The following is a 23118-nucleotide window of genomic DNA, read 5'->3' on the forward strand; positions in this document are numbered from 1 at the left end:
CCATATGACAGGAACCGGATCGCATACACCTCGGGCGTTGTTCGCTGCCGAACAGCATACGCCTGAGCTGCTGCACCGGTTTCTGCGTGATCTGGAAGACTGCGACACGACCGAAGCGGTCTGGCTGCGGCTGGTTCAGCTGGCCCGGTCACTTGAACTGCCGTTTGTGGATTACAATGTCGCCAGTTCGGCGCCGACTTGGGACCATATGCTGTTTTCACGCACGTCCTACGATTCGCGCTGGCTGCATGAGGCAAACCAAGATCCTGAGGTGATGCGGTGGTCCTATTTTCAGGGGCACGCCAGACATCACCTGACCCCGATCCTGCTTGGGTTGGAGTTTGTGGAGGAAAACTTCCACCTGCCGGAGGCGCGGGTCGGTGTCCTGCGCGAAGCGGCGCGTCGTGGTCTGCGGGCAGGTTTTGCGGTGCCTCTGCGGGTGCATGCGCCACCGCAGGTGGGATTGATCGCGTTTCTGGGCGATCATTCCCGGCGGGATATGCTGGCCATCGTGAAAGCACATGGTTGGGTTCTGCATGTGGCTGCCCTGTCTGCGCATCAGCGCTACATGACGCATTTTGCCCATGAGTTTTTTGTCCGCAATGATATCAGTGAAAAACAGCGTGAGATGTTGGCGCTGGTGGGGCTGGGATATCAGGACAAGGTGATTGCCGAGAAGCTGGGCATCTCGGTTTCCGCATTGCGCCAGCGGATGCACAATCTGATGGCCAAGGCGGGAGCGCATAACCGTGCCGAAATCGCTGCGCTGGCGATGAGCGCTGGGCTGTTGCCGGATCCGCAGCGGGCGCTTGACCCGGACTCAGAGAATGTGCTGCTGCAGATGGACGGCACGGATCTGGGCGATGATAGCCTGTCCTGAGGGCGCTGTATCGGGCATTGGCACCGGTCATTTTCAGCGACGTTCAAGGCAACGCAGAGACCCATCATTGCGGCACAAAGAATAAGAGGCTCCCCGTGAAGGGAGCCCCCGAAGCAGTCTAAAATGACTTATGGAAAGCCGTATCGGGACGGGCCGACACCTATAGGTACTTCTTGGTTTGGGGCCTTGGGGCGGGCGTTGGGGATACCGCTACCGTGTTGCCCTACCCAAAAGTATAGTGGATCCCTCGTGACGTTGTCGTGATTGAATTTGAGAAGATCTGCCAAATGCGACTGCAATTAGTTGCAGGTTCATTTCCGATACCTGCATGAAACAGCAGGTGAGTGCGTGTGCAGAGAGTGATTTATCTGTTAACGATTCTATGAAACGCAAAAGCCCCCGCCAGATGGCAGGGGCTTTGTTTTGGGTATGAAGTGGGTTTAGCCCTGCAGCGGCATCACCCCAAAATCACCTTCCGAGCGGGCTTTGATCGCTTCGGCGGCGGCCTGAGCACCAGCGGCGGTGGTGAAATAGGGGATCTTGTCATAGAGCGCGACCGAACGGATGGCGGAGCTGTCTTTCACAGCCTGCGCCCCTTCGGTGGTGTTGATCACCAGCGAGATGCCACCGTCTTTCAGCACGTCCACAATGTTGGGGCGGCCTTCGTAGACTTTGTTCACCTGCTCACAGTCGATGCCCTGTTCGGTCAGCCAGGTCTTGGTGCCGATGGTGGCCACGATGGTGAAACCTTGATCCAGCAGAGTGCGGGCGGCTTCGGCGCTGGCTGCGGTCTTGTCTTCATCCTTGATCGAGAAGAACACACGGCCATCACGCGGCAGATCGGTACCCGCGCCCAGCTGCGCCTTGAGGAAGGCCAGCGGGAAGGACGTATCCCAACCCATAACCTCACCGGTCGAACGCATTTCCGGGCCCAGAATGGTGTCCACGCCGGGGAAACGGGCGAAGGGCAGAACCGCCTCTTTGACCGAGAACCACGGCATGTTGGGATCGGCCAGCGTCATCGGATCGGCCATCGGCAGGGTGCCGGGTTTGGCATCCGACGGGTAGGCGCCACGGAAGGGGAAATTCTCCATCGGCTCACCGGCCATCAGGCGGGCGGCGATTGAGGCGATGGCGCTGTCGGTGGCTTTGGCCACAAACGGCACGGTCCGGCTGGCGCGCGGGTTGACCTCAATCAGGTAGATCTCACCGTCTTTGACCGCGAACTGCACGTTCATCAGGCCAACAACACCAAGCGACAGGGCCAGCGCTTCGGTCTGACGTTTGATTTCGACGATGATGTCTTCCGGCAGCGAGTAGGGCGGCAGCGAACAGGCGCTATCGCCCGAGTGTACGCCGGCCTCTTCGATATGCTGCATGATGCCAGTCACGTGAACGGTCTTGCCGTCCGACAGGGCGTCAACGTCACATTCGATGGCACCGGACAGGTAGCTGTCCAGCAGGACGGGGCTGTCACCGGAGACCACAACCGCCTCAGCGATGTAGCGTTCCAGCTGCGCCATGTCGCGCACGATTTCCATCGCACGGCCACCCAGCACGTAGGAGGGGCGGATCACCAGCGGGAAGCCGATGTCTTCGGCGATTTTCAGCGCTTCGGCGTCGGTCGAGGCGATGCCGTTGTTCGGCTGCTTCAGCTCCAGCTTGTTGACCAGCGCCTGGAAGCGTTCGCGGTCTTCGGCCAGGTCAATCGCGTCGGGGCTGGTGCCGAGGATCGGAATGCCCTCTTCGAACAGCGCGTTGGCCAGTTTCAGCGGGGTCTGGCCGCCGAACTGAACGATCACGCCGTGCAGGGTGCCGTTTTCCTGCTCAACCCGCAGGATTTCCATCACGTGCTCAAAGGTCAGCGGTTCAAAATACAGACGGTCCGAGGTGTCATAGTCGGTCGACACGGTCTCGGGGTTGCAGTTGATCATGATGGTTTCATAACCCGCATCCGTCAGCGCGTAGCAGGCGTGACAGCAGCAGTAGTCGAACTCGATCCCCTGACCGATCCGGTTTGGACCGCCACCCAGAATGACCACTTTCTTGCGGTCGCTTGGGCGGGCTTCGCATTCCACGTCGCCCATCGCAGGGGCTTCGTAGGTCGAATACATGTAGGGGGTCTGCGCCTCAAACTCGGCGGCGCAGGTGTCGATGCGTTTGAACACGGCTTTGACGCCCAGGTTCTGGCGGGCGCGGCGCACGTTGGCCTCAGTCCGGCCGGTCAGGATGGCCAGACGGGCATCGGTGAAGCCCAGCATCTTCAGCTTGCGCAGGCCCTCTTCGGTCACCGGCAGGCCATCGGCGCGCACGACCTCTTCGGCCTCAACGATTTCGCGGATGCGGTCCAGGAACCAGGGATCAAACGAGGTGACGTTCTGGATCTCGGCATTGGTCAGACCGTGGCGCATCGCCTGAGCGATGGTGCGCAGACGATCCGGGGTCTGTTTGCCAAGCGCCTTGATCACGGCAACCTTTTCCGGCGCGCCGGGGATTTCGACCTCATCAAAGCCGGTCAGACCCGATTCCATCGAGGCCAGCGCTTTCTGCAGGCTTTCGTGGATGGTGCGGCCGATCGCCATTGCTTCCCCCACGGATTTCATCGCGGTGGTCAGGTAGGGCTCGGAGCCGGGGAATTTCTCAAAGGCGAATTTCGGGATCTTGGTGACAACATAGTCGATGGTCGGCTCAAACGAGGCCGGGGTCACCTTGGTGATGTCATTGTCCAGCTCATCCAGAGTGTAGCCAACGGCCAGCTTGGCCGCGATCTTGGCAATCGGGAAACCGGTCGCCTTGGAAGCCAGCGCCGAGGAGCGCGACACCCGCGGGTTCATTTCGATCACAACCATCCGGCCATCGGCGGGGTTCACCGCCCACTGAACGTTGGAGCCACCGGTTTCCACGCCGATCTCGCGCAGAACGTTGATCGAGTGGGTCCGCATGATCTGGTATTCTTTGTCGGTCAGCGTCAGCGCCGGGGCCACGGTGATCGAATCACCTGTGTGCACGCCCATCGGGTCGACGTTTTCGATCGCGCAGACGATGATGGCGTTGTCGGCTTTGTCGCGCACAACCTCCATCTCATATTCTTTCCAGCCCAGCAGGCTCTCATCCACGAGGATCTGGTTCACCGGGCTGGCGTCCATGCCCGAGCGGCAGAAGTGGATGTAATCTTCGCGGTTATAGGCCACGCCACCGCCGGTGCCGCCGAGGGTGAAGGCGGGGCGGATGATGGCGGGCAGGCCGATTTCATCCAGCTCTTCCAGTGCCTGAGCCACACCGGCGTCCAGATCGGCAGAGCCGTCTTCTTTCTTCGGTGCGGTGACGATGGTGGCTTTCGGATTTTCGATGCCCAGACGGTCCATCGCTTCGCGGAACAGCTTACGATCTTCAGCCATTTCAATGGCATCGCGCTTGGCGCCGATCATTTCGACGTTGAACTTCTCCAGCACGCCCATCTCTTCCAGCGCCAGCGAGGTGTTCAGACCGGTCTGGCCCCCCATGGTCGGCAGCAGCGCATCGGGGCGCTCTTTCTCGATGATCTTGGCAACAACCTCGGGGGTGATCGGTTCGATATAGGTGGCGTCGGCCAGACCCGGGTCGGTCATGATGGTGGCCGGGTTCGAGTTCACGAGGATTACGCGGTAGCCCTCTTCTCGCAGTGCTTTACAGGCTTGGGCACCGGAGTAGTCGAATTCACACGCCTGACCGATGACGATCGGCCCTGCGCCGATGATCATGATCGAGGAGATGTCGGTTCTTTTGGGCATGACGGACCTCATAGTTTCGCGGGCAGCTGGACGCGGGGCAGGTGACTCGGCTCCGCGCAAATTGTCGTGGGTTATAGACATCGCGGGGCAAGGCGCAAGAGGGTTCGGAAAACTAGTGTAATGTGCCGCATCCGGGACCTGTCAAATCCTGCGTTTCACCCTATACACAGGGCGGGGAGGCCTTGAGGGGCAACGCGGGGACGCGACATGCAGATCAGAATGGATCGAGGACCGGAGGAAACGCCGGTTTGGTTCCGAAACGCCAGCGCTGTGATCACCGCGCAGGAGGCCGGGGATGTGCCCACGGCCCTGGCCGCTGTGGACGCTGCTTTGGCGGCGGGCAAATGGGTTGCGGGCTATGCCTCTTATGAGCTGGGCTATGCGCTTGAGGCGCGTCTTGCCCCCCTGATGCCCGAAGGCCGGCACCTGCCTCTGCTGAGTTTTGGCATCTATGACGCCCCGGTGGCGGCCGGACCTTTGCCCCTCGGCGGTGGCCTGCAGGATCTGCGTCCGCGTTGGGATGCCGCCCGGTACCGCCGCGCCTTTGATGCCGTTCATGGCTATATTGGCGCCGGCGATATCTATCAGGCCAATCTGACCTTTCCGATCGATGCGCGCGCCGAAGGTGGGGCGGAGGCGATCTATGGCAGCCTGATGGCGCAGCAGCCGGTGGGCTATGGCGCTTTGGTGCTGCCCGACCGGGGACCGGCGATTCTGTCGCGTTCGCCCGAGTTGTTTTTCCGCACTTCCGCTGAGGGCGCGATTGAGACCCGCCCGATGAAAGGCACCCAGCCCCGCAGCGCCGATCCGGTGGAGGATCAGCGCAATCGCGATTTTCTGGCTACGGATGAAAAGAATCGGGCGGAAAACCTGATGATCGTGGACCTTCTGCGCAATGACATCTCGCGGGTGGCAGAGGCGGGCAGCGTCAAGGTGCCGGAACTGTTCAAGGTCGAAAGCTATGCCACCGTGCACCAGATGGTTTCAAAAGTGGTGGCAGAGCTACGCCCCGATGTGACCCTGAGTGAGATTTTCACCGCGCTCTTTCCCTGTGGTTCCATCACGGGCGCGCCCAAGCTGCGGTCTATGCAGATCCTGCGGGATCTGGAACCCTGGCCGCGTGACATCTACTGCGGCGCCATCGGCTGGGCCGCGCCAGACGGGCGGTCCGAATTTAACGTGGCCATTCGCACCGTGATGCTGGAGGGTGACACGGCGCGGCTGAACGTGGGGGGCGGCGTCGTCTGGGACAGCACCGCCACATCGGAATATGAGGAAGCCCTATGGAAAAGCCGTTTTGCCCGGACGCAGCAGGACATCGCGCCCTCGATCCCAAATGTCGCCTGATTGAGACCTTCCGCTATGTGCCGGGGCAGGGGATGCATGATTTGTCACGCCATCTCCGCCGATTGGAGCGGTCCGCCCGAGCTTTAGGCTTCGTTGTGGATCGCAAGGGGATCGAGCGCCAATTAACTAGTTATGCTGCAGATGAGACAATGCGCTGTCGCTTGACGGTGGGAATGGTTGGAGACATAGAGTTCGAAGCGCAGCCGCTGGCCCCTTTGCGCAGACCTTGGAGAGTCGCGATTGCTGATCAGCGGATTCGGTCTGATGATTGGCGACTGCAGCACAAAACCACACAGCGTGAGTTATACGACCAAGTGCGTTCAAATTTGCCAGAAGGTGTGGACGAACTTTTGTTTCTCAATGAACGCGATGAGATCTGCGAAGGTACGATCACTAATGTTTTCGTACGGTTGCATCGTGGTGGGGAAGTTACTCCGCCGCTAAGCTCAGGGTGCTTGCCGGGGGTTTTACGGCAAAGACTGTTGGATAAAGGGCGCGTCAAAGAACAAATTGTCACCCTCAAAGATCTGCGGCATGCGCAATCTGTAACGGTAGGAAACTCTCTGAGGGGAGAGATCGCTGTCGAATATTTGGGTCCTATGGGGCCGTTACGCTAAAGCGGACACTTTGTTGTCGTCGACTGGTTCAGTTTGCGCTTTGGTCTATCTCCTGATTTTGCGTCTTAGAATGTGCTCATTTCCCCACATTGCTTGACAACACGGTCGCAACCTTGTGTATCGGCCTTGATGAATTCCGTGTGCCCGTGGGCGCACCCTATCCGCCACGATGCACATACTAAGATTGTCCGAAGAGACGACCCGATCACGAAAGGTCACACCATGCACGCATATCGCAGCCATACCTGCGCTGAGCTGAACAAATCCAACGTGGACGAAACCGTCCGCCTGTCGGGCTGGGTCCACCGGGTCCGTGACCACGGCGGTCTGCTGTTTATCGACCTGCGCGACCATTATGGCATCACCCAGGTGATGGCTGACCCTGACAGCCCGGTGTTTGCCGAGCTGGAGAAGGTGCGTTCCGAATGGTGCATCAAGATCGAAGGCAACGTCATGGCGCGTGACGAAAGCCTGGTGAACCCGGCGATCCCCACCGGTGAGATCGAAGTGTTCATCCGTGACCTTGAGGTGCTGGGCAAAGCTGATGAGCTGCCGCTGATGGTCTTTGGCGATCAGGAATACCCGGAAGAAACCCGTCTGAAGTACCGCTTCCTGGACCTGCGCCGCGACGTGATGCAGGAAAACATGAAGCTGCGCTCGGACGTTGTGCGCTCCATGCGTCAGCGCATGTGGGACAATGACTTCCGCGAATATCAGACCCCGATCATCACCGCCTCCAGCCCTGAAGGCGCACGTGACTTCCTGGTGCCTTCGCGTCTGCATCCGGGCAAGTTCTACGCCCTGCCGCAGGCCCCGCAGCAGTTCAAACAGCTGATGATGGTGGCGGGCTACGATAAGTACTTCCAGATCGCACCGTGCTTCCGTGACGAAGACCCGCGTGCAGATCGTTCGCCGACCGACTTCTACCAGCTGGACATGGAGATGTCCTTTGTGGAGCAGCAGGACGTCTTTGACACCATTGCGCCGGTTCTGGCCGGTGTGTTTGAAGAGTTCGGCGGCGGCCGCAAGGTCGACAACCCCGCTGAATGGCCGCAGATCAGCTACCGTGATGCGGCGCTGTGGTATGGCAGCGACAAACCGGACCTGCGCAACCCGATTAAGATGCAGGTTGTGTCTGAGCACTTCCGTGGTTCGGGCTTTGCGATCTTTGCCAACCTGCTGGAAAACGAAGGCACTGAGATCCGTGCGATCCCGGCCCTGACCGGTGGCAGCCGCAAGTTCTGTGACCGCATGAACAAATTTGCCCAGGGCGAAGGCCTGCCGGGCATGGGCTACATCTTCTGGCGTGAAGGCGCTGACGGTATGGAAGCCGCTGGTCCGCTGGCCAAAAACATCGGCCCCGAGCGCACCGAGGCGATCCGTCAGCAGCTGGGTCTGGGTGTGGGCGACGCGGCCTTCTTCCTGGGCGGCAAACCGAAAGCGTTTGAGGCAGTTGCCGGCCGTGCCCGCAACGTCATTGGCGAAGAGCTGGGCCTGATCGACAAGGACCGTTTTGCCTTTGCCTGGATCGTGGACTTCCCGATCTATGAGCAGGACGAAGAGTCTGGCAAGATCGACTTTGAACACAACCCCTTCTCGATGCCGCAGGGTGGCCTTGAGGCGCTGAACGGCGATCCGCTGCAGGTGCTGGGCTACCAGTACGATCTGGCCTGTAACGGTTATGAGCTGGTCTCGGGCGCGATCCGGAACCACAAGCCTGAGGTGATGCTGAAGGCCTTTGAACTGGCCGGCTACGGTGAAGACGAAGTGAAGGAGCGTTTTGGCGCCCTTTACAAAGCCTTCCAATACGGTGCCCCGCCGCACGGTGGCTGTGCCGCCGGTGTGGACCGCATCGTGATGCTGCTGGCCGATCAGCAGAACATCCGCGAAGTTGTGATGTTCCCGATGAACCAGCGGGCTGAGGATCTGATGATGAACGCGCCCTCTGATCCGACCAGCGATCAGCTGATGGAGCTGGGCCTGCGGGTGATCCCACAGGACTGATCCTGACCAAATTGACACGATGAAAACCCGGTTGCCCTGGCAGCCGGGTTTTTTCTTGTGCGCGGGCAGGGTGTTGCTCAGGATTCCGTAAGGGAATGGCGGTATTTTCGCGGTATCTGGCCCGCTGGCTGGGCAAACGGCGCGGCATTTGCAGTTGGGGCTGGAGCAGGACCGGGCTGGACTGGACTGGGCTGGCAGCACTGAGGACCCTTGGGATGACATTTGACCCCATCTTGGCGGAGAAACGATTTGGCTATGGCCTGTCGCCGCGGCCCGAATTGGCGCCGCCCCACTCGGTTGCCGAGATGTTGGCGCGGTTGCGATCTGCCGACCGTATGCTGGTGACCTTCCCGGTGGATGGCTTTGATCGGGTGCAGCAACGCGCCGCCACGGCCCAGAAAATCCAGCGTCAGATCCGGCAAGCCCGCAGCGCGGCGCAGAAGGCGGCGGCGGACAAACGGCTGAAAACCCTGTTCAAGGCTGGCCGTCAGTCGGAACGCGCATGGCTCTGGTCCGTGATGATGCGGCGGGTCTGGACGCGTGATGCATTTCGCGAACGGCTGGTGGCCTTCTGGGGGGATCATTTCACCGCGCGTGGCAAAAACGGTGCCGTCAAACGCGCAGCTGCGGCCTATGTCGACACTGCGATCCGGCCCTATCTGTTGGGCCGGTTTGAGGATCTTCTGATCGCTGCGGTCACCCATCCCCTGATGCTGCATTATCTGGATCAGATCCAATCTACCGGCCCCAACAGCCTGAAAGCACGGCGCAAAAACGGCCAGCTGGGTCTGAACGAAAATCTGGCCCGTGAGGTGCTGGAACTCCACACATTGGGCGTGGACGGCATCTACAGCCAACGCGATGTCCGCCAACTGGCGGAGCTGCTGACCGGGCTGACCGCCACACCGCAAAAGGGCCGGGTGTTTCGCGCCGAATTGGCGGAACCCGGCGCGGAGGAGGTTCTGGGCCAGCTTTATGGCGGCGGACGGGCGCGGCTGGGTGACATCCATGCCGTGCTAAAGGATCTGGCCCGCCATCCTGCCACCGCCCGTCACATCGCGCAAAAACTTGCGGTGCATTTCATTTCGGATACGCCCCCGACAGATCTAATTACCGCGCTGGAACGCGCCTATCTGGACAGCAAGGGCAATCTGCCCACCCTCTATGAGGTTTTGCTGAACCATCCCGCTGCAATGGATCCGGTGCTGCATAACATCCGGCTGCCGGATGAGTTTATGGCGGCGGCGATGCGGGCTTTGGCTGTGTCACCGGATCGCTATTACCAGCTGAAACGGGGGCGCCCGCGGGATCAGTTCATTGTGCAGCTGTTTCAGCGTCCGATGGAGATCATGGGGCAACCTTGGCTGTCGCCGCTTGGGCCGGACGGCTGGGAGGAGGGTGATGCCAATTGGTTGACGCCGCAGGGCCTCACCAGCCGGTTGCATTGGGCGCTGAAGGCGCCGGAGCGTCTGACCGATGCATTGCCGGACCCTCGGGTTCTGGTCACGGAGACCCTTGGGACCGAGGCGCCGCCTGCGGTGGGTTTTGCCGCCAGCGCCGCTGAGGACCGGCGCGAAGGGGTGGCCCTGGTGTTGGCCTCACCAGCGTTTCAGCGGAAGTGAGGGGTAGGAGATGAGCCAGAAAAACTGGAGCCGCCGTAGCGTCTTAAGCGCCGCCACCCTGCTGGGATGTTCTGCCGCCGCCAGCCCGTTGATCACGCCGATCACCCTGGCCAGTGCGCCCTGGGATCACCGTCTGGTGGTCATTATCCTGCGCGGGGGCATGGATGGGCTGGACGTGCTGCGCCCGGCGGGGGATCCGCACTATGCCGGGTTGCGCGCTGGTTTGACGCAAGGGGCGCAGCCGGGTTTGGATCTGGATGGGTTTTACCACATGCACCCTGCCTTGGCGCCGTTGATGCCGCTGTGGCAGCGCCAGCAGCTGGGATTTGTGCATGCGGTGTCGACCCCCTATCGCAACAAACGCAGCCATTTTGACGGTCAAGACCTGCTGGAAGCAGGCACTGCGGATCTGGCCCGGGGGGGACGGGATGGCTGGCTGAACCGGATGTTGCAGGCAGAACAGGGGCTTAGCGGGCAGACGGCCTTTGCGGTGGGGCATGAAAACATGCTGCTGTTGCGCGGCACGGCGGAGGTGGCGAACTGGTCGCCTGATACCGCGCTGGCCCTCAGCCCACAGGGCACCCGGCTGGCGGAACTGGTGATGCATGATGATCCGGCCTTTCACGATGCCTTTATGGAGGCGCAGGCGCTGATCACTGGCGGGGGCAAGGATCCGGGCATGGCGGATGACCTGGCCGATATGGCGCCGGATATGGGGATGGTGATGGACAGCCAGACCAATGGGCGGCCCGCCGGGATCAAGGCGATCGCCGGTTTCGCGGCTGAACGGCTGCTGCAAGACACCCGGATCGCTGCCTTTTCCATTGGTGGCTGGGACACCCATCGCAATCAGGCCCGCGGCCTAAACTCGGCGCTGGATCAGCTGGCGCAGGCGATCCTGTCGCTACATGCCGGTCTGGGCGCAACCTGGCAGAAGACCGCTGTGCTGGCGGTCACCGAATTTGGTCGCACCGCGCGGGTCAATGGCACCAAAGGCACCGATCACGGCACCGGCGGGGCGATGCTATTGGCGGGGGGCGCCCTGCGGGGCGGCAAGGTCTACGGGCAATGGCCCGGCCTGTCTGAGGCGGATCTGTTTGACCGGCGCGACCTGATGCCGAAGGGGGATGTACGGGCCTATGCCGGGCGGATCATGCGGGATCTTTTTGGTCTGAAACGGGCGGTGATCGAGGGCAGCATTTTCCCCGGTCTGGATATGTCTGACACGCCGGATCTGCTGCTGTAGCCAGTTTGCGGTTGCTGGTAACGCCAGCGCGTGCAGGCGCGGGTTTGGCGGTTTCCTTTGGGCCGGTGTCTCGTTAGCGTGACGTCAGACAAAGGACAGCCCAATGACAGACCTCAGCACATGACAGACCTTAGCACATGGCAGGCCCCACCTGCGCCCGGTGAGATGCCCTTGCAGGGCCGCTATGCCCGGTTGGAGCCGCTTTCGGCTGAGGCGCATGCGGCGCTGTTGTTCCGCGCCTTTGAGGGGCATGATGCGGTCTGGGATTACCTGCCTTACGGCCCGTTTCATTCGGCCGCCGCCTATCATCGCTGGGCCAAAGAGATGGCGGCGCAGGACGATCCCCATTTCTATGCGATCAAGGATCTGGAAACCGGGCAATATGGCGGTGTGGCCTCCTACCTCAGGATTTTCCCGGTGCTGGGCTCGATCGAATTGGGGCATATCAACCTGTCGCCGCAGCTGCAGAAAACCCGCGCCGCGACGGAGGCCTTTTACCTCATTCTGAAGTGGGCTTTTGAGAATGGCTACCGTCGTTTCGAATGGAAATGTGATGCGGGCAACATCGGCTCACGCCGGGCGGCGCAGCGGTTGGGGTTGAGTTATGAGGGCGTGTTCCGCCAGCATTTGATCGTGAAGGGCAAAAACCGCGATACCGCCTGGTTTGCCGCCATCGATCAGGAATGGCCGGCGCTGCAGCAGGCCTTTGAGGTTTGGCTGGATCCCGGCAATTTTGACGCCGCCGGTCAGCAGAAGGAGAGCCTGGCCGATCTGACCCGTCTGGTGCGGGTGACCGGGGATCCGGCGCTTTTGCCTTAAAACAGTGGTGCCGCAGCCAGCCGTTGCTGCAGCAATCCCCGCAGGGCCAGCAATGCCTTTTCCGGTGAGGCCCGGCGCATCCGGGTGATGCCCAGCGTTTGGCCAGCATCGCGCACCGCACCGTCATTGGCGCTGCGGCCAAGACCGGTGAGAAACTGCGCCACATAGTCCAGCGTGCGTTCATCCGGCCGCCCGTCCAGCAGGCTGGCGGCGTGTTGCAGATCTTCATGGTAGCTGATCGGGTCCGGCGTGATCTCAGCCTCATTGACCAAACGCGGATCCATCGGGCGCTGCGCTGCGGGCAGGTGGTGCAGGATAGTTTCCTGAAAACTGGCCAGCGACAGGATCGGTTTGGCCAGAAACCCGTCGGCGCCCTGTTCCAGACTGCGCCTTTCCATGCCGTCATCGCCGCTGATTGCCAGAATAACCTCAATCCTTGGGCTGTGCCGGGACAGGCGGTGGATCAGATCCAGACCGCTGCCATCCGGCAGGCCCAGATCGATCAGGATCACGGTGGGGCAATAGACTTTCAGGTGCCGTTCTGCTGCGATCAGCGTATCGGCGCGGCGGATGCGGGCGCCGCTGTGCAGGCACATCAGCCGCAGTGCTTCGCTGGTGAAACGGCTGTCTTCGACCACCAGCAGGGTCATGCCCAGCAGCGGGCGGGCGGGGGTCGGGTAACGGGCGGTATTGAAAAGCTCAGTGTCGTCCATGACGCTTGTCCTCCTGATCCGTCTACAATGACAACAAACAGGCTAAGAGCAGGTTAACGTCGCGGCTGCGTCCCTTAGCCGCTTGCGTGACCCCTCGACGCCGCGCATAAGAGCCCCACTTAAAAGCCAAGCCAAAGGAGATCCCCATGATTGGGCGTTTGAACCATGTCGCCATCGCCGTGCCTGACCTCGAAGCTGCCTCGGCGCAGTATCGTGATGCTTTGGGGGCCACTGTTGGCGCGCCGCAGGATGAACCGGATCACGGGGTGACCGTTGTCTTTATCGAACTGCCAAACACCAAGATCGAACTTCTCTACCCGCTTGGCGAGGACAGCCCGATCAACGGCTTCCTGGAGAAAAACCCTGCAGGCGGCATCCACCATGTGTGTTATGAAGTGGATGATATCATCGCCGCCCGCGATCATCTGAAAGAAACCGGCGCACGTGTGCTGGGCTCTGGCGAGCCCAAGATTGGCGCCCATGGCAAGCCCGTGTTGTTCCTGCATCCCAAGGACTTCAACGGCTGCCTCGTAGAATTGGAGCAAGTCTGATGGGCCCCACCTCGGCAATCGTCCTTTATGCAGTGATCTGGTTCATGACGCTTTTCATCGTCCTGCCGATCCGTTTGAAAACCCAAGGCGATGTCGGGGAGATTGTGCCCGGCACTCATGCCGGTGCACCTTATGAGACGAACCTCAAGAAAAAGGCCCTGATCACCACCGTGATTGCGGCCGTTCTGTGGGGGATCATCGCCGGGATTATCCTGACTGAGACGATCACCGTGCGCGATCTGGATTGGTTCAACAAGATGAGCCAGCCGGATCTGAGCTGATCCACCCAAAGGGAAGATGCGAAAACGGCGCCCGGGTGAGGCGCCGTTTTTTGTTTCTGGACTGAGGTCCGCGGCCGATCAAGCCTGCGTCAGCTTGTGGTAGATATGGGTGAAGGTCGCAGCCCCAAGGATCGGAATGGCCAGGTTCATCAGCGGGATCGACAGCGGCACCGCCATCAGCGTCCCGGCCAGCCAGATGGTGCCCAGATGTTTGCGCCGCAGCTCTTTGGCGCGCACCCGTCCGACCCGGCGAATGGCCGCCAGGGTGAAATATTCCCGTCCCAACAGGAAGCCGTTCAACCCCCAGAAGATGAACAGCGCCACCGGCGCAAACATCGCATAGAGGATGAAGGCCAGGATATTGGCGGCGATCAGCACACCGAGGAAGTTCACGGTATCTTTGAACGCTTCGGCGAAGGGGACCTTCACCGCTGGTGGCAGATGGCGGTAGTGCTTATCCTCCACCGCCTGGGCCACATCATCAAGAAACAGCGAAGTGATGGCAGAGGCCACCGGGATCATCAGAAACACCGACAGCACGATCATCAACAGCAGGCTGGTCCAGGTGGCCAGATCGTTGATCCATGTGACCTCACCCACCAGCGGCAGGGTACTGCTTTCGCCTAGGATGGCCTGCAGGAACCACAGGAACCCCACATAGGCCAGGATCAGCAAGAGGATACTCAGCACAATGCCAAGGCCCAGAACACGCCGGAAGCGCGGATCGTCCAGCTGGCCTAATGTGCTGAAAAAAGACGAAAAGATCATTCCGAAAGCCATGTCGTGATCGCCTCTAGATCTGGGCGCGGGCGTTCCGGCGGGGTGGCTTTTTCGGTGCCGATATGGATCAGCCCGGCGATACGTTCATTTTCCGCCAGACCCAATGCTTCGGTGCAAAAGCCGCGGTCATGGCTGGCCCAGCCGGACAGCCAGTTGGCGCCCCAGCCTGAGGCCAGCGCGGCATTCAAAAGCTGCAGGCAGGCGGCGCCCGCGGAATAGGTGATTTCTACGGCGGGCACTTTTTCATTGGGTTTGATGATCTTAATCACCGCAACGGCCAGGTTGCCATTGGCAAATTGATCGACGCCTTTTTGCACCTGTGCGGGCTCCAGCCCCAGCGCCTCCCCCCGGGTGCGGGCAACGCCGGCCAGACGGTCCAGCGCCGGTTTTTCCAGCACGATGAAACGCCAGGGTTCCAGCTTGCCATGGTCCGGGGTGCGGGCGGCGGCGGTCAGCATCGGCAGCAGCTCATTGCGGCTGGGCACCGGGGTGACAAGGGTTTTTGCCGGGCGCGAGCGGCGGCTCAGCAGGAAGGCCAGCGCGGCCTCATCCTTTTCCAGCGGTTTGATTACAGGTGTGGTGGTGTCAGGCATGGGGCCTCTCTGTTCTGGCGTTGCCCCTATGTCGGACCTCGGGGCGCAAGGGTCAAGGTTTGGATCAGGCTGGCGCGCCAAGGGGCAGCAGTTCAGCAGCGATTTCACGGATCAGCGTGCTGTAGACGGCATTCATGCGGTCTGATGGCTGGCGGATTTTCACGGCCTCAGCCATGGGATCAACGGCGGTTTTGTCAGAGCCTGACAGCTCCTCCATCACGGCGTGACCACAGAAAGGCACATAGGCCTCGCTATAGCCGCCTTCATGCACCAAGACGAGGCGTCTGTCACACAGTTGATCGGCGGCCTGCATCACCTGACGGGTCATCAGGCGGAAGGTTTCCGGCGTCGCCATCATGCGGGCCAGTGGATCAAAGATGCAGGCATCAAACCCGCAGGCGACGATGATCACGTCAGGCTGAAACTGGGCCAGCGCGGGCAGGGTGATTTGCTCCATCGCTTCCAGATAGGCGGTATGCCCCGCGCCGGGCGGCAGCGGCACGTTGAGGTTATAGCCAAGGCCCGCACCAGTGCCGCGATCGGTCACCGCGCCAGTGTTCAGCGGGTAGTTCCATTCCTGATGGAGCGAGATCGTCAGCACATCCTCGCGGTCATAAAACACCGCCTCGGTGCCATTGCCGTGATGCACATCCCAATCGACGACGGCGAACCGTTTGGCCAGCCCTGCGGCGCGGGCGGCCTCAATCGCGATGCCAATATTATTGAGCAGGCAGAAGCCATTAGGCCAATCGGGCAGGCAATGGTGCCCGGGCGGGCGTGACAGGGCATAGGCATTGCGCAGCTCGCCTTTCAGCACCGCATCAAGGGCGGTTTTGGCCAGACCGGCAGACAGGGTGGCAATGTCATAGCCACCTTTCAGAAATGGGGTGCGCAGGCCCAATTCGCCGCCACCCTGATCCGACATCGTCTTGAAGCTTTGCAGGTAGCTTTCCGGATGCACCCGCGCCAGATCCTGTGTGGTGGCGGCCGGTGCAGTGCGGACACTCAGATCCCCGATCAGCCCGGTGACCTCCATAAGATTTTTCAGGCGACGTTTCGTTTCCGGATTTTCCGGCAATCCCCCCGCGGCGAGGGGCTGCACATCGCCGCCCATTGCCCCACCTAGGGGCAGGGTCAGCGCATAGTCGCCAACGCCATGCCAGAAACACCGCTCATCCCAGAAAAATCCCGTGCTCATCTTGTCTTCTCCCTGACTTGGGGGCCACTATCTGGCGCGAGGATTGGGTTGTCCATCATCAATGGCTGCAAGGGGAAGGTGTATGGGCCAGAGCGATCTGTGGCAATGTCTGCGCGATGGCCAGCTGAGTGTGAAAGTCACCCCCAAAGCGGCGCGCAACCGGATCGTCATCGACGGCGGGCAGCTGCGTGTCTATGTGACCGCCGTGCCCGAAGACGGTAAAGCCAATGCCGCCGTGCAGAAGCTGCTGGCCAAGGAATTGGGGCTGGCCAAAAGCAAGCTGCGATTGATCCGCGGCCAGACCAGCCGCGATAAGGTCTTTCAGATCGACGGCTAGCCGTGGCTCAGCCTGCGCTGGTACCTTTGCCCTGCAGTTTGTAGACCCCTTCAGGCAGATCAAGCGCGGCGGCCAGTTCCTGCAGTTGATGCAGTGAGAGGGTGATCTTTTTCACCTCATCATCGCGGGGATCATACTGTTCCAGCGTGACGCATTCCTGGAAAGCGTGAATAGTGATGTCTTCTTGGAGGGGGCTGTCGCCCTCATCAATCAGTGTCACCACGGTGGCGTCGAAATCGTGTTCGATCGTAAACATATCTCAACGATAGGCGATTAAACCCATTCCGCAAGGTTTTGCTGTGGCTTCAGACTGGTAAGGCTGCCAAACAGTGATACATATGTGGGGAAGGAGAGGTGTTTATGCGTATTTGGGCAATGATAGTGGTGGCAGGTCTGGCGCTGGCGGGCTGTACCGTGGCACCTGTGTCTGGCGTGAACGGATCGCTGGAAAAAGTGCCCTCACGCGCAGCAGCGCAGCAGTTTGTTGCCGTGGTGGAGACGGTGGAACCTGTGGCCGAGCGGGAATGCCGCCGCCGTGCGTTCGGGTCCAACTGTGACTTCCTGATTGTTGTCGATGATCGCCCCAACCAGCCGCCCAACGCCCACCAATTCCTGAGTGACAGCGGCCAGCCGGTCATTGCCTTCAACCTTGCGCTTATCCGCTCCGTGCGCAACGCCGATGAACTGGCTTTTGTGATGGGCCATGAGGCGGCGCATCATATTGCGGGCCATTTGGAAAAGCAGACCCAAAGCGCACTGCAGGGCGCGGCGATCATGGGGGGATTGGTCTCCATGCAGGGGGGCAATGCCAAAGAAGTTGAAGAAGCTCAAGAGCTTGGCGCAATCCTGGGCGCGCGACGCTACTCCAAGGATTTTGAACTGGAAGCGGATGCTTTGGGCACGATCATCACGCTGAAAGCGGGCTATGACGCGGTGCGCGGGGCCGAGTTCTTTAACCGCCTGCCTGATCCCGGCAACCAGTTCCTTGGCACCCATCCGCCCAATGCGGACCGTCTGGCCACCGTGCGCAAAGCCGCGGCTGCGATGTAACGAGGCGGGCCAAGAAGATCATGCTGCAAATTGAAAATGTCGTCAGCGACCGCGGCTCACGCTATGCGGTTTCGGGCGGGGTGGTGCGCAATGAGGCTGAGGTGGCTGCCTTCCTAAAACAGCTGAAACGCGCCAAGAAATACGCCAAGGCGACCCATAACACCTGGGCGATGCTGCAGGGCGATGGGACGCAGCGCAAAGGCGATGATGGCGAAAGCGGCGCGGGCAATGTGATTCTACGTATGCTGGAACGCGAAGACCTGCGTGACCATATCGTGGTGGTGACACGCTGGTATGGCGGAAAACATCTGGGCGGCGACCGGTTTCGCCATGTGCAGACCTGTGTAAATGCCTATTTGGAAGAGCTTTTAAGAAACTGAATACCTGCATTAGTTGATCTGGATCAAAGCCCCCTTAAGATCTGTTCATTAGTTAAGGACCTCTCACCATAGCTGCAGAGAGGCCCCCGATGCAGAGTGATAGCACCCCTGAAAAGAACCATACGGCTCTTTTCCACCACATGGCGGATGCCATGGGCGTTAACCTTGAAAAAGAACTTCTGTCCGGACGGTTGAAGCTCGAAGATCTGAGCCAGTCGATTGAACGTTGCAAAGGCTGCGCTGGGCCCGGTGCCTGCAAGGTCTGGCTGGAGCACGCCACCCCCGGCCAGGAAGATCTGCCGCCGGGCTATTGCCGCAATGCCACCTTCCTGCGGATCCAGCGGGTGCTGGGCAAGCTGCCGCAGGACTGATGCAGGCCAGCGCAACCTGCGTCTTGGTTGATGCGGGTCAAAGAAGACCCCGCCCTGACTGTATAAGCTCCGGCTGATCACAGGAGGGCAAGGCAATGAAACCCCTAGGACGGTTTAAGCGACATTTCTGGCTGGCCAAACGCATGGCCAAGGCAACCAAGACGGATCTGGCAACCGCGCGTGAGGCGGGTCAGCTGCGTCAACCGGAATGGGCCGCGATGGTCACACGCTGCCGCAGTTGCAGCGAACCTGAGCGCTGTACCCGCTGGCTGGCGACGGCAGAGCAGTCGGGGGGACGGGTCGAGGCACCGTCGTTCTGCCTCAACGGGGATCGGTTTTCTGAGGTGCGCCGGGCGCTGAACCCGGAGGATGCAGCCTCCGATCGGGGGCAGTGACATGGGCAAGATCTTTCCGCTTGGCTCGCCCGAGACTCATTTCTGGCTGACCCGTTCCATGGCGCGCAGGCTTGGCGTGAACCTGAGCGAGGCGATGGCCGATGATCTGCTCTCGCCGCAGTCCTATGCCGCGATGGTGACCCGGTGCCGCCAATGCCCGCATGTTGGTGCCTGTCAGGCCTGGCTGGCCCAAAGCACCTGCGCCCCTGAGGCGCCGGATCACTGTCTCAACGCCGCAATCTTCAACCGATTACGGCACTAACCTTCACCACAAGAAACTCAGATAAGGACCCCAATATGAGCTTCTTCGATCGACTGGTCCGCAATGTGGACCTGATGCCGCGCCTTGCGCAGCGATTAGGGATAGATTGGGCGGATCGGATGGACCGCAGCCCCTATGCCGCAGCAGAATACCGTCATGCGCTGATGCGCTGTGCCGAATGTCCCAATGATGGCGCTTGTCGTGCCTGGGTTGAGCGGGCGCATCAGGCCGATGCCGCGCCAGACTATTGCCGCAACAAAGAGATGTTGCAACGGCTGGCAAAAGACACCGAAAAACAGGGTTGACCCAAGACGCCGCTTTGGTGAGGCAAGGCGGCGTTGGGTTTTCATCCCCTCAGAGAATAGAGCAGGGCGGGTAGGTGCAGTAGGGGATGTGAATATGCCCCGCCCTGCGCCCCGGCTGCGGGTTGGGCTAACGCCCCATCTGCATCCGGAACAGGGGCTTATACGGGGCCGATCACAGGTTCCGTCGCGCGGCGCCCTGAAAATCCGCCTAAAACCCGTAGGCCTTCACCCTTGACGCAACGGAGCCTTCGGTTCAAGAAAACGGACCGGAGGACCAATGACTGACTTTCTACATCGCCTGAAACTGCGCTGCATCTGGAGCTGGGCCGGATGGCTCGACAGCTGGCGCACTGAACACAGTTTCCGCAGCTGGATCTGGGCCAATCTGGCCTCGGCCGCGCTGGCCTTCACCCTGCCGCTGAGCCCTGGCGAACGCGCGCTGATCCTGTCGCTGGGCATTCTGGTGCTGGCGATGGAGCTGATGAATTCAGCGATTGAACGGGTGGTCGACTACATCTCGCTGGACCAGCATGAGCTGGCCAAACAAGCCAAAGACGCAGGCTCCGCCGCGGTTGCCGTCACCGGCATTGCCGCCGGTGTCGCCTGGGTGGTGGTGCTCTGGGGGTGATACCCCGTTACTGACTTGAAAACCAAATCAAAGATTTGGCAGCGCCCGACCCTCCCCACGGGAGGGCGCTTCGCACCCACCCAGGGTCAGGCGCGAAATCAAGGGTTCAATTTCTGGCAGTGAATACACTCTTTAATTGACAATTCAGTTCGGATCGCGCCAATTTTTCCTCATTTATTTGAGGAGATATTCATGGAACGGCCTGATTATTTGATTCAAGGCGAGCGCGCTCGGCTTTTTCCGGTACTGTCCAATACCTCCAAAGAGGGGAGAACAACGTCAATTGTTTTGGCGTGTCTCAGTCGTGTTAATGAGCTTGGTGCATCACTTTTGGCGACATTAGGGCAGCGGATTGGGGTGCGCTCAAAAGTAACTTGTTTCACCGAAGTGGTTTTCGCAAATGAGGCTAATGCACCAAAAGAAAGACCGGACGGACTAATTGTTGTTAGAACGGGATCACGCGAATGGCGCGCTTTGGTCGAGGCAAAGGTGGGCAACGCCGCACTGTCAATTGAGCAGGTAGAAAACTACCGCCGAATTGCGAAAGAGAATGGGATTGATTGTGTAATCACTATCTCCAACCAATTTGCCACAACGGCGCAAAATCATCCATTATAGGAGCTTCGCAAAAGTCGATCAAAAATACCGGTTTTCCATTGGTCCTGGATGTCAATTTTTACTCAGGCGGACCTGCTGTTAAGAAATGATGATGTGGAAGATCGAGACCAAGAAATTCTCTTGGAGGAGCTTTGTAGATTTTTGACACATGAAAGTGCCGGGATAAAAGGGTTCGAGCGAATGCCCCCTGAATGGGCAGAGCTCAACCGGCTTGTTTCCGCCGGGGGGACTATTCCCGCTAAATCAGTTGAAGCAATTGCAACGGTTGAGGCATGGCATCAGGAAACTCGCGATCTTTCGTTGATCTTGAGCCGACAGACCGAAACAAGTGTTCATCAGCGGCTCAGTCGCAAGCACGCAGTAGATCCTGCCCTTCGAATTAAAGAAGAACTCGGCGCTTTGCGAGATACGCATTGTTTGCAGGTTCAGTTCGATATTCCCGATGCTGCCGCGCCTTTGGCCGTTAAAGCCGATCTAAATCGCCGGACAATCGAAGTTGGAATGACCCTTCGAGCACCTGAGGATAAGAAGTCTTCGAAAGCCCGAATAAACTGGTTGCTCCGCCAAATTAAGGATGAGCATGGGGCTGACCTCTTTGTGCAATGTCGATGGCCCGGAAGGAGTGAAACAACTCAACACGCGTTAGCGGACTTGATGGCAAACCCCTCGATTTGTGAAGAGGGGAAGTCAGGCCTGCAGGTGGTGAGTTTTCGGATTTTCTTAGCTAAACGCCTCGGTGCACGCTTTACTCAACAAGCCAACTTCATCGTTGACCTCGAAAAGAACGTACCAGAATTCTACCGGGATATTGGTCAGAACTTGGCGGCATGGCGCCGCCCCGCTCCACGAATAAAGCCGGATGCGTTTGATACAGAGGAGGATCTAGCTGAAACGCTAGGGCCGCACCGGCCCTAGCGTTTCAGCTGACCCCACAAATCATATTCGCCAGCTTCATCCACCTCGACGCTGACGATGTCCCCGACGGACAGGCCTTCGGTGCCTTCGTCGATGAACAGGTTGCCGTCAATCTCGGGGGCGTCGGCTTTGGTGCGGCAGGTGGCGATGCCGTCTGCGTCGATGTCATCGACGATCACATCCATCACCTGGCCCACTTTGGCGGCCAGTTTGGCCTCGGAAATGGCTTGTGCCTTTTCCATGAAGCGTTCCCAACGCTCCTGCTTGACCTCATCCGGCACATGATCGGGCAGCGCGGCGGAGCGGGCGCCTTCGACGTTTTCGTACTGGAAACAGCCAACGCGATCCAACTGTGCCTCATCCATCCAGTCCAGCAGGGTCTGGAACTCTGCCTCGGTCTCACCGGGGTAGCCGACGATGAAGGTCGAGCGCAGGGTGATCTCAGGGCAGATTGAGCGCCATTCAGCGATCCGGTCCAGCGTCCGTTCGGCGGCCGCGGGGCGCGCCATACGCTTCAGCGTGTCGGGATGGGCGTGCTGGAACGGGATGTCCATATAGGGCAGCACCAGCCCCTCGGCCATCAGCGGGATGATTTCGCGCACATGGGGGTAGGGGTAGATGTAATGCAGGCGCACCCACGCCCCGAGTGAGCCGAGATCGCGCGCCAGATCGGTGATGTGGCTGCGATAGCCCCGCTCCGTCTCATGTTTGCGGTCCAGCCCATAGGCCGAGGTATCCTGCGAGATGACCAGCAGTTCCTTGACGCCGTTTTCCACCAGCTTCTCAGCCTCACGCATCACCGCAAAGGCCGGGCGCGACACCAGCTTGCCGCGCATATCGGGGATGATGCAGAATTTGCACTTGTGGTTACAGCCCTCGGAGATCTTCAGGTAGCTGTAGTGGCGCGGGGTCAGGCTGACGCCGGAGGCCGGCAGCAGATCGACAAAGGGATCGGGGCTGGGCGGCACCGCGCCATGCACCGCATCCAGCACTTGTTCGTATTGATGGGGGCCAGTGACGGCCAGCACTTTGGGATGCACGCCGGTGATGTATTCAGGCTCCGCCCCCAGACAGCCGGTGACGATGACCTTGCCGTTTTCGTTCAGTGCTTCACCGATGGCTTCCAGGCTTTCGGCCTTGGCGCTGTCCAGGAAACCACAGGTGTTCACAATCACCGCATCGGCGCCCGCGTATTGCGGTGAGATGCCATAACCCTCGGCCCGCAGCCGAGTCAGGATCCGCTCACTGTCGACCAGTGCCTTCGGACAACCAAGCGAGACCATGCCGATGGTCGGCTGGCCGTCACGGGGCGTGTCGCTGAACTGGGCACGGGGGGCGAGGTCGGGGCGTAGATCTGGCGGATTGCTGGTCATGAGGCGGCATATAGTAGAGCGATGCGACTGTGGCAAAGGCTTTTGCGCCAAAAAGCGCCGTGG

General features: G+C 60.1%; 26 protein-coding genes. 19 read left to right on the forward strand and 7 right to left on the reverse strand.

Going from position 1 to position 23118, the window contains the following annotated elements; translation table 11 throughout:
• Positions 1–4: 4 nt before the first annotated feature.
• Entirely contained in the window at positions 5–880 is an 876-nt protein-coding gene (locus ACORLH_RS02445; protein WP_321831019.1) for a helix-turn-helix transcriptional regulator, read from the forward strand.
• A 440-nt stretch (positions 881–1320) separates the two neighbouring features.
• Here the strand turns inward: ACORLH_RS02445 and carB are convergent, their stop codons facing one another.
• Entirely contained in the window at positions 1321–4650 is a 3330-nt protein-coding gene (gene carB / locus ACORLH_RS02450; protein ID WP_321831020.1) for a carbamoyl-phosphate synthase large subunit, read from the reverse strand.
• Between the two features lie 207 nt (positions 4651–4857).
• Between carB and ACORLH_RS02455 the strand changes: the two genes are divergently transcribed.
• From ACORLH_RS02455 to ACORLH_RS02480, 6 genes are all read left to right on the forward strand, one after another.
• Positions 4858–5997 carry an aminodeoxychorismate synthase component I gene (locus tag ACORLH_RS02455; protein WP_321831021.1) on the forward strand — a complete coding sequence of 380 codons (1140 nt, stop codon included), beginning with the start codon at positions 4858–4860 and terminating at the stop codon, positions 5995–5997.
• Complete coding sequence (locus ACORLH_RS02460; protein WP_321831022.1) at positions 5934–6614, forward strand: aminotransferase class IV family protein; 681 nt, start codon at positions 5934–5936, stop codon at positions 6612–6614. Before ACORLH_RS02455 ends, ACORLH_RS02460 begins: the two co-directional genes overlap by 64 nt.
• 222 nt (positions 6615–6836) lie before the next feature.
• Positions 6837–8618, forward strand: coding sequence for an aspartate--tRNA ligase (aspS, locus tag ACORLH_RS02465; RefSeq protein WP_321831023.1), 1782 nt, complete (start codon positions 6837–6839; stop codon positions 8616–8618).
• A gap of 215 nt (positions 8619–8833) precedes the next feature.
• On the forward strand, positions 8834–10240 hold the full coding sequence (locus tag ACORLH_RS02470; protein WP_321831025.1) for a DUF1800 domain-containing protein: 1407 nt from the start codon (positions 8834–8836) through the stop codon (positions 10238–10240).
• 10 nt (positions 10241–10250) lie between these two features.
• Positions 10251–11486, forward strand: a complete 1236-nt coding sequence (locus ACORLH_RS02475; RefSeq protein ID WP_321831026.1) for a DUF1501 domain-containing protein — start codon at positions 10251–10253, stop codon at positions 11484–11486.
• Positions 11487–11606: 120 nt separating this feature from the next.
• The gene (locus ACORLH_RS02480; RefSeq protein ID WP_321831027.1) at positions 11607–12305 is read left to right on the forward strand and encodes a GNAT family protein; all 699 of its coding nucleotides are present in this window, start codon (positions 11607–11609) and stop codon (positions 12303–12305) included.
• Here the strand turns inward: ACORLH_RS02480 and ACORLH_RS02485 are convergent.
• On the reverse strand, positions 12302–13018 hold the full coding sequence (locus ACORLH_RS02485; RefSeq protein ID WP_321831028.1) for a response regulator: 717 nt from the start codon (positions 13016–13018) through the stop codon (positions 12302–12304). The two genes, ACORLH_RS02480 and ACORLH_RS02485, sit on opposite strands and share 4 nt — an antisense overlap.
• Positions 13019–13164: 146 nt before the next feature.
• Here ACORLH_RS02485 and mce point away from each other — a divergent pair, with 146 nt between their 5' ends.
• Together mce and ACORLH_RS02495 are read left to right on the forward strand one after the other, a co-directional pair.
• Positions 13165–13569 (forward strand): methylmalonyl-CoA epimerase, encoded by a 405-nt coding sequence (gene mce, locus ACORLH_RS02490; protein WP_058243374.1) that lies wholly within the window; start codon positions 13165–13167, stop codon positions 13567–13569.
• Positions 13569–13850 carry a DUF1467 family protein gene (locus ACORLH_RS02495; protein ID WP_058243373.1) on the forward strand — a complete coding sequence of 94 codons (282 nt, stop codon included), beginning with the start codon at positions 13569–13571 and terminating at the stop codon, positions 13848–13850. Before mce ends, ACORLH_RS02495 begins: the two co-directional genes overlap by 1 nt.
• Before the next feature lie 78 nt (positions 13851–13928).
• On the opposite strand, the gene ACORLH_RS02500 is transcribed toward ACORLH_RS02495, so the two are convergent.
• The 3 genes from ACORLH_RS02500 to ACORLH_RS02510 all read right to left on the reverse strand — a co-directional run bounded on the left by ACORLH_RS02500 (position 13929) and on the right by ACORLH_RS02510 (position 16421).
• On the reverse strand, positions 13929–14618 hold the full coding sequence (locus ACORLH_RS02500) for an EI24 domain-containing protein (protein WP_321832761.1): 690 nt from the start codon (positions 14616–14618) through the stop codon (positions 13929–13931).
• On the reverse strand, positions 14615–15223 hold the full coding sequence (locus tag ACORLH_RS02505; RefSeq protein ID WP_321831032.1) for a nitroreductase: 609 nt from the start codon (positions 15221–15223) through the stop codon (positions 14615–14617). The genes ACORLH_RS02500 and ACORLH_RS02505 overlap by 4 nt, the downstream gene beginning before the upstream one ends.
• Positions 15224–15287: 64 nt before the next feature.
• Positions 15288–16421, reverse strand: a complete 1134-nt coding sequence (locus ACORLH_RS02510; RefSeq protein ID WP_321831033.1) for a class II histone deacetylase — start codon at positions 16419–16421, stop codon at positions 15288–15290.
• An 82-nt stretch (positions 16422–16503) separates the two neighbouring features.
• Between ACORLH_RS02510 and ACORLH_RS02515 the strand changes: the two genes are divergently transcribed.
• A complete protein-coding gene (locus ACORLH_RS02515) occupies positions 16504–16758 on the forward strand; it encodes a DUF167 domain-containing protein (RefSeq protein WP_321831034.1) in 255 nt (84 codons plus the stop codon).
• A gap of 7 nt (positions 16759–16765) precedes the next feature.
• Here ACORLH_RS02515 and ACORLH_RS02520 read toward each other — a convergent pair whose 3' ends face one another.
• Positions 16766–17014 (reverse strand): hypothetical protein, encoded by a 249-nt coding sequence (locus ACORLH_RS02520; protein ID WP_321831035.1) that lies wholly within the window; start codon positions 17012–17014, stop codon positions 16766–16768.
• A gap of 104 nt (positions 17015–17118) precedes the next feature.
• Between ACORLH_RS02520 and ACORLH_RS02525 the strand changes: the two genes are divergently transcribed.
• The 9 genes from ACORLH_RS02525 to ACORLH_RS02565 all read left to right on the forward strand — a co-directional run bounded on the left by ACORLH_RS02525 (position 17119) and on the right by ACORLH_RS02565 (position 21682).
• On the forward strand, positions 17119–17808 hold the full coding sequence (locus tag ACORLH_RS02525) for a M48 family metallopeptidase (RefSeq protein WP_321831036.1): 690 nt from the start codon (positions 17119–17121) through the stop codon (positions 17806–17808).
• 20 nt (positions 17809–17828) lie between these two features.
• Entirely contained in the window at positions 17829–18188 is a 360-nt protein-coding gene (locus tag ACORLH_RS02530; protein WP_321831037.1) for a YigZ family protein, read from the forward strand.
• Positions 18189–18277: 89 nt separating this feature from the next.
• Complete coding sequence (locus tag ACORLH_RS02535; RefSeq protein ID WP_321831038.1) at positions 18278–18559, forward strand: DUF6455 family protein; 282 nt, start codon at positions 18278–18280, stop codon at positions 18557–18559.
• A gap of 95 nt (positions 18560–18654) precedes the next feature.
• A complete protein-coding gene (locus ACORLH_RS02540; protein WP_321831039.1) occupies positions 18655–18954 on the forward strand; it encodes a DUF6455 family protein in 300 nt (99 codons plus the stop codon).
• A gap of 1 nt (position 18955) precedes the next feature.
• On the forward strand, positions 18956–19216 hold the full coding sequence (locus tag ACORLH_RS02545; protein ID WP_321831041.1) for a DUF6455 family protein: 261 nt from the start codon (positions 18956–18958) through the stop codon (positions 19214–19216).
• Between the two features lie 35 nt (positions 19217–19251).
• The gene (locus ACORLH_RS02550; protein WP_321831042.1) at positions 19252–19521 is read left to right on the forward strand and encodes a DUF6455 family protein; all 270 of its coding nucleotides are present in this window, start codon (positions 19252–19254) and stop codon (positions 19519–19521) included.
• Between the two features lie 277 nt (positions 19522–19798).
• Positions 19799–20149 carry a diacylglycerol kinase gene (locus tag ACORLH_RS02555; protein ID WP_321831044.1) on the forward strand — a complete coding sequence of 117 codons (351 nt, stop codon included), beginning with the start codon at positions 19799–19801 and terminating at the stop codon, positions 20147–20149.
• 192 nt (positions 20150–20341) lie between these two features.
• Positions 20342–20767 carry a hypothetical protein gene (locus ACORLH_RS02560; protein WP_321831045.1) on the forward strand — a complete coding sequence of 142 codons (426 nt, stop codon included), beginning with the start codon at positions 20342–20344 and terminating at the stop codon, positions 20765–20767.
• 48 nt (positions 20768–20815) lie between these two features.
• Entirely contained in the window at positions 20816–21682 is an 867-nt protein-coding gene (locus ACORLH_RS02565) for a hypothetical protein (RefSeq protein WP_321831046.1), read from the forward strand.
• On the opposite strand, the gene rimO is transcribed toward ACORLH_RS02565, so the two are convergent.
• Entirely contained in the window at positions 21679–23055 is a 1377-nt protein-coding gene (rimO, locus tag ACORLH_RS02570) for a 30S ribosomal protein S12 methylthiotransferase RimO (RefSeq protein ID WP_321831047.1), read from the reverse strand. The genes ACORLH_RS02565 and rimO overlap by 4 nt on opposite strands.
• Between the last annotated feature and the right edge of the window lie 63 nt (positions 23056–23118).

This window comes from Thalassovita sp. (genome assembly GCF_963691685.1).
In the GTDB taxonomy this organism is placed as follows: Bacteria; Pseudomonadota; Alphaproteobacteria; order Rhodobacterales; family Rhodobacteraceae; genus Thalassobius.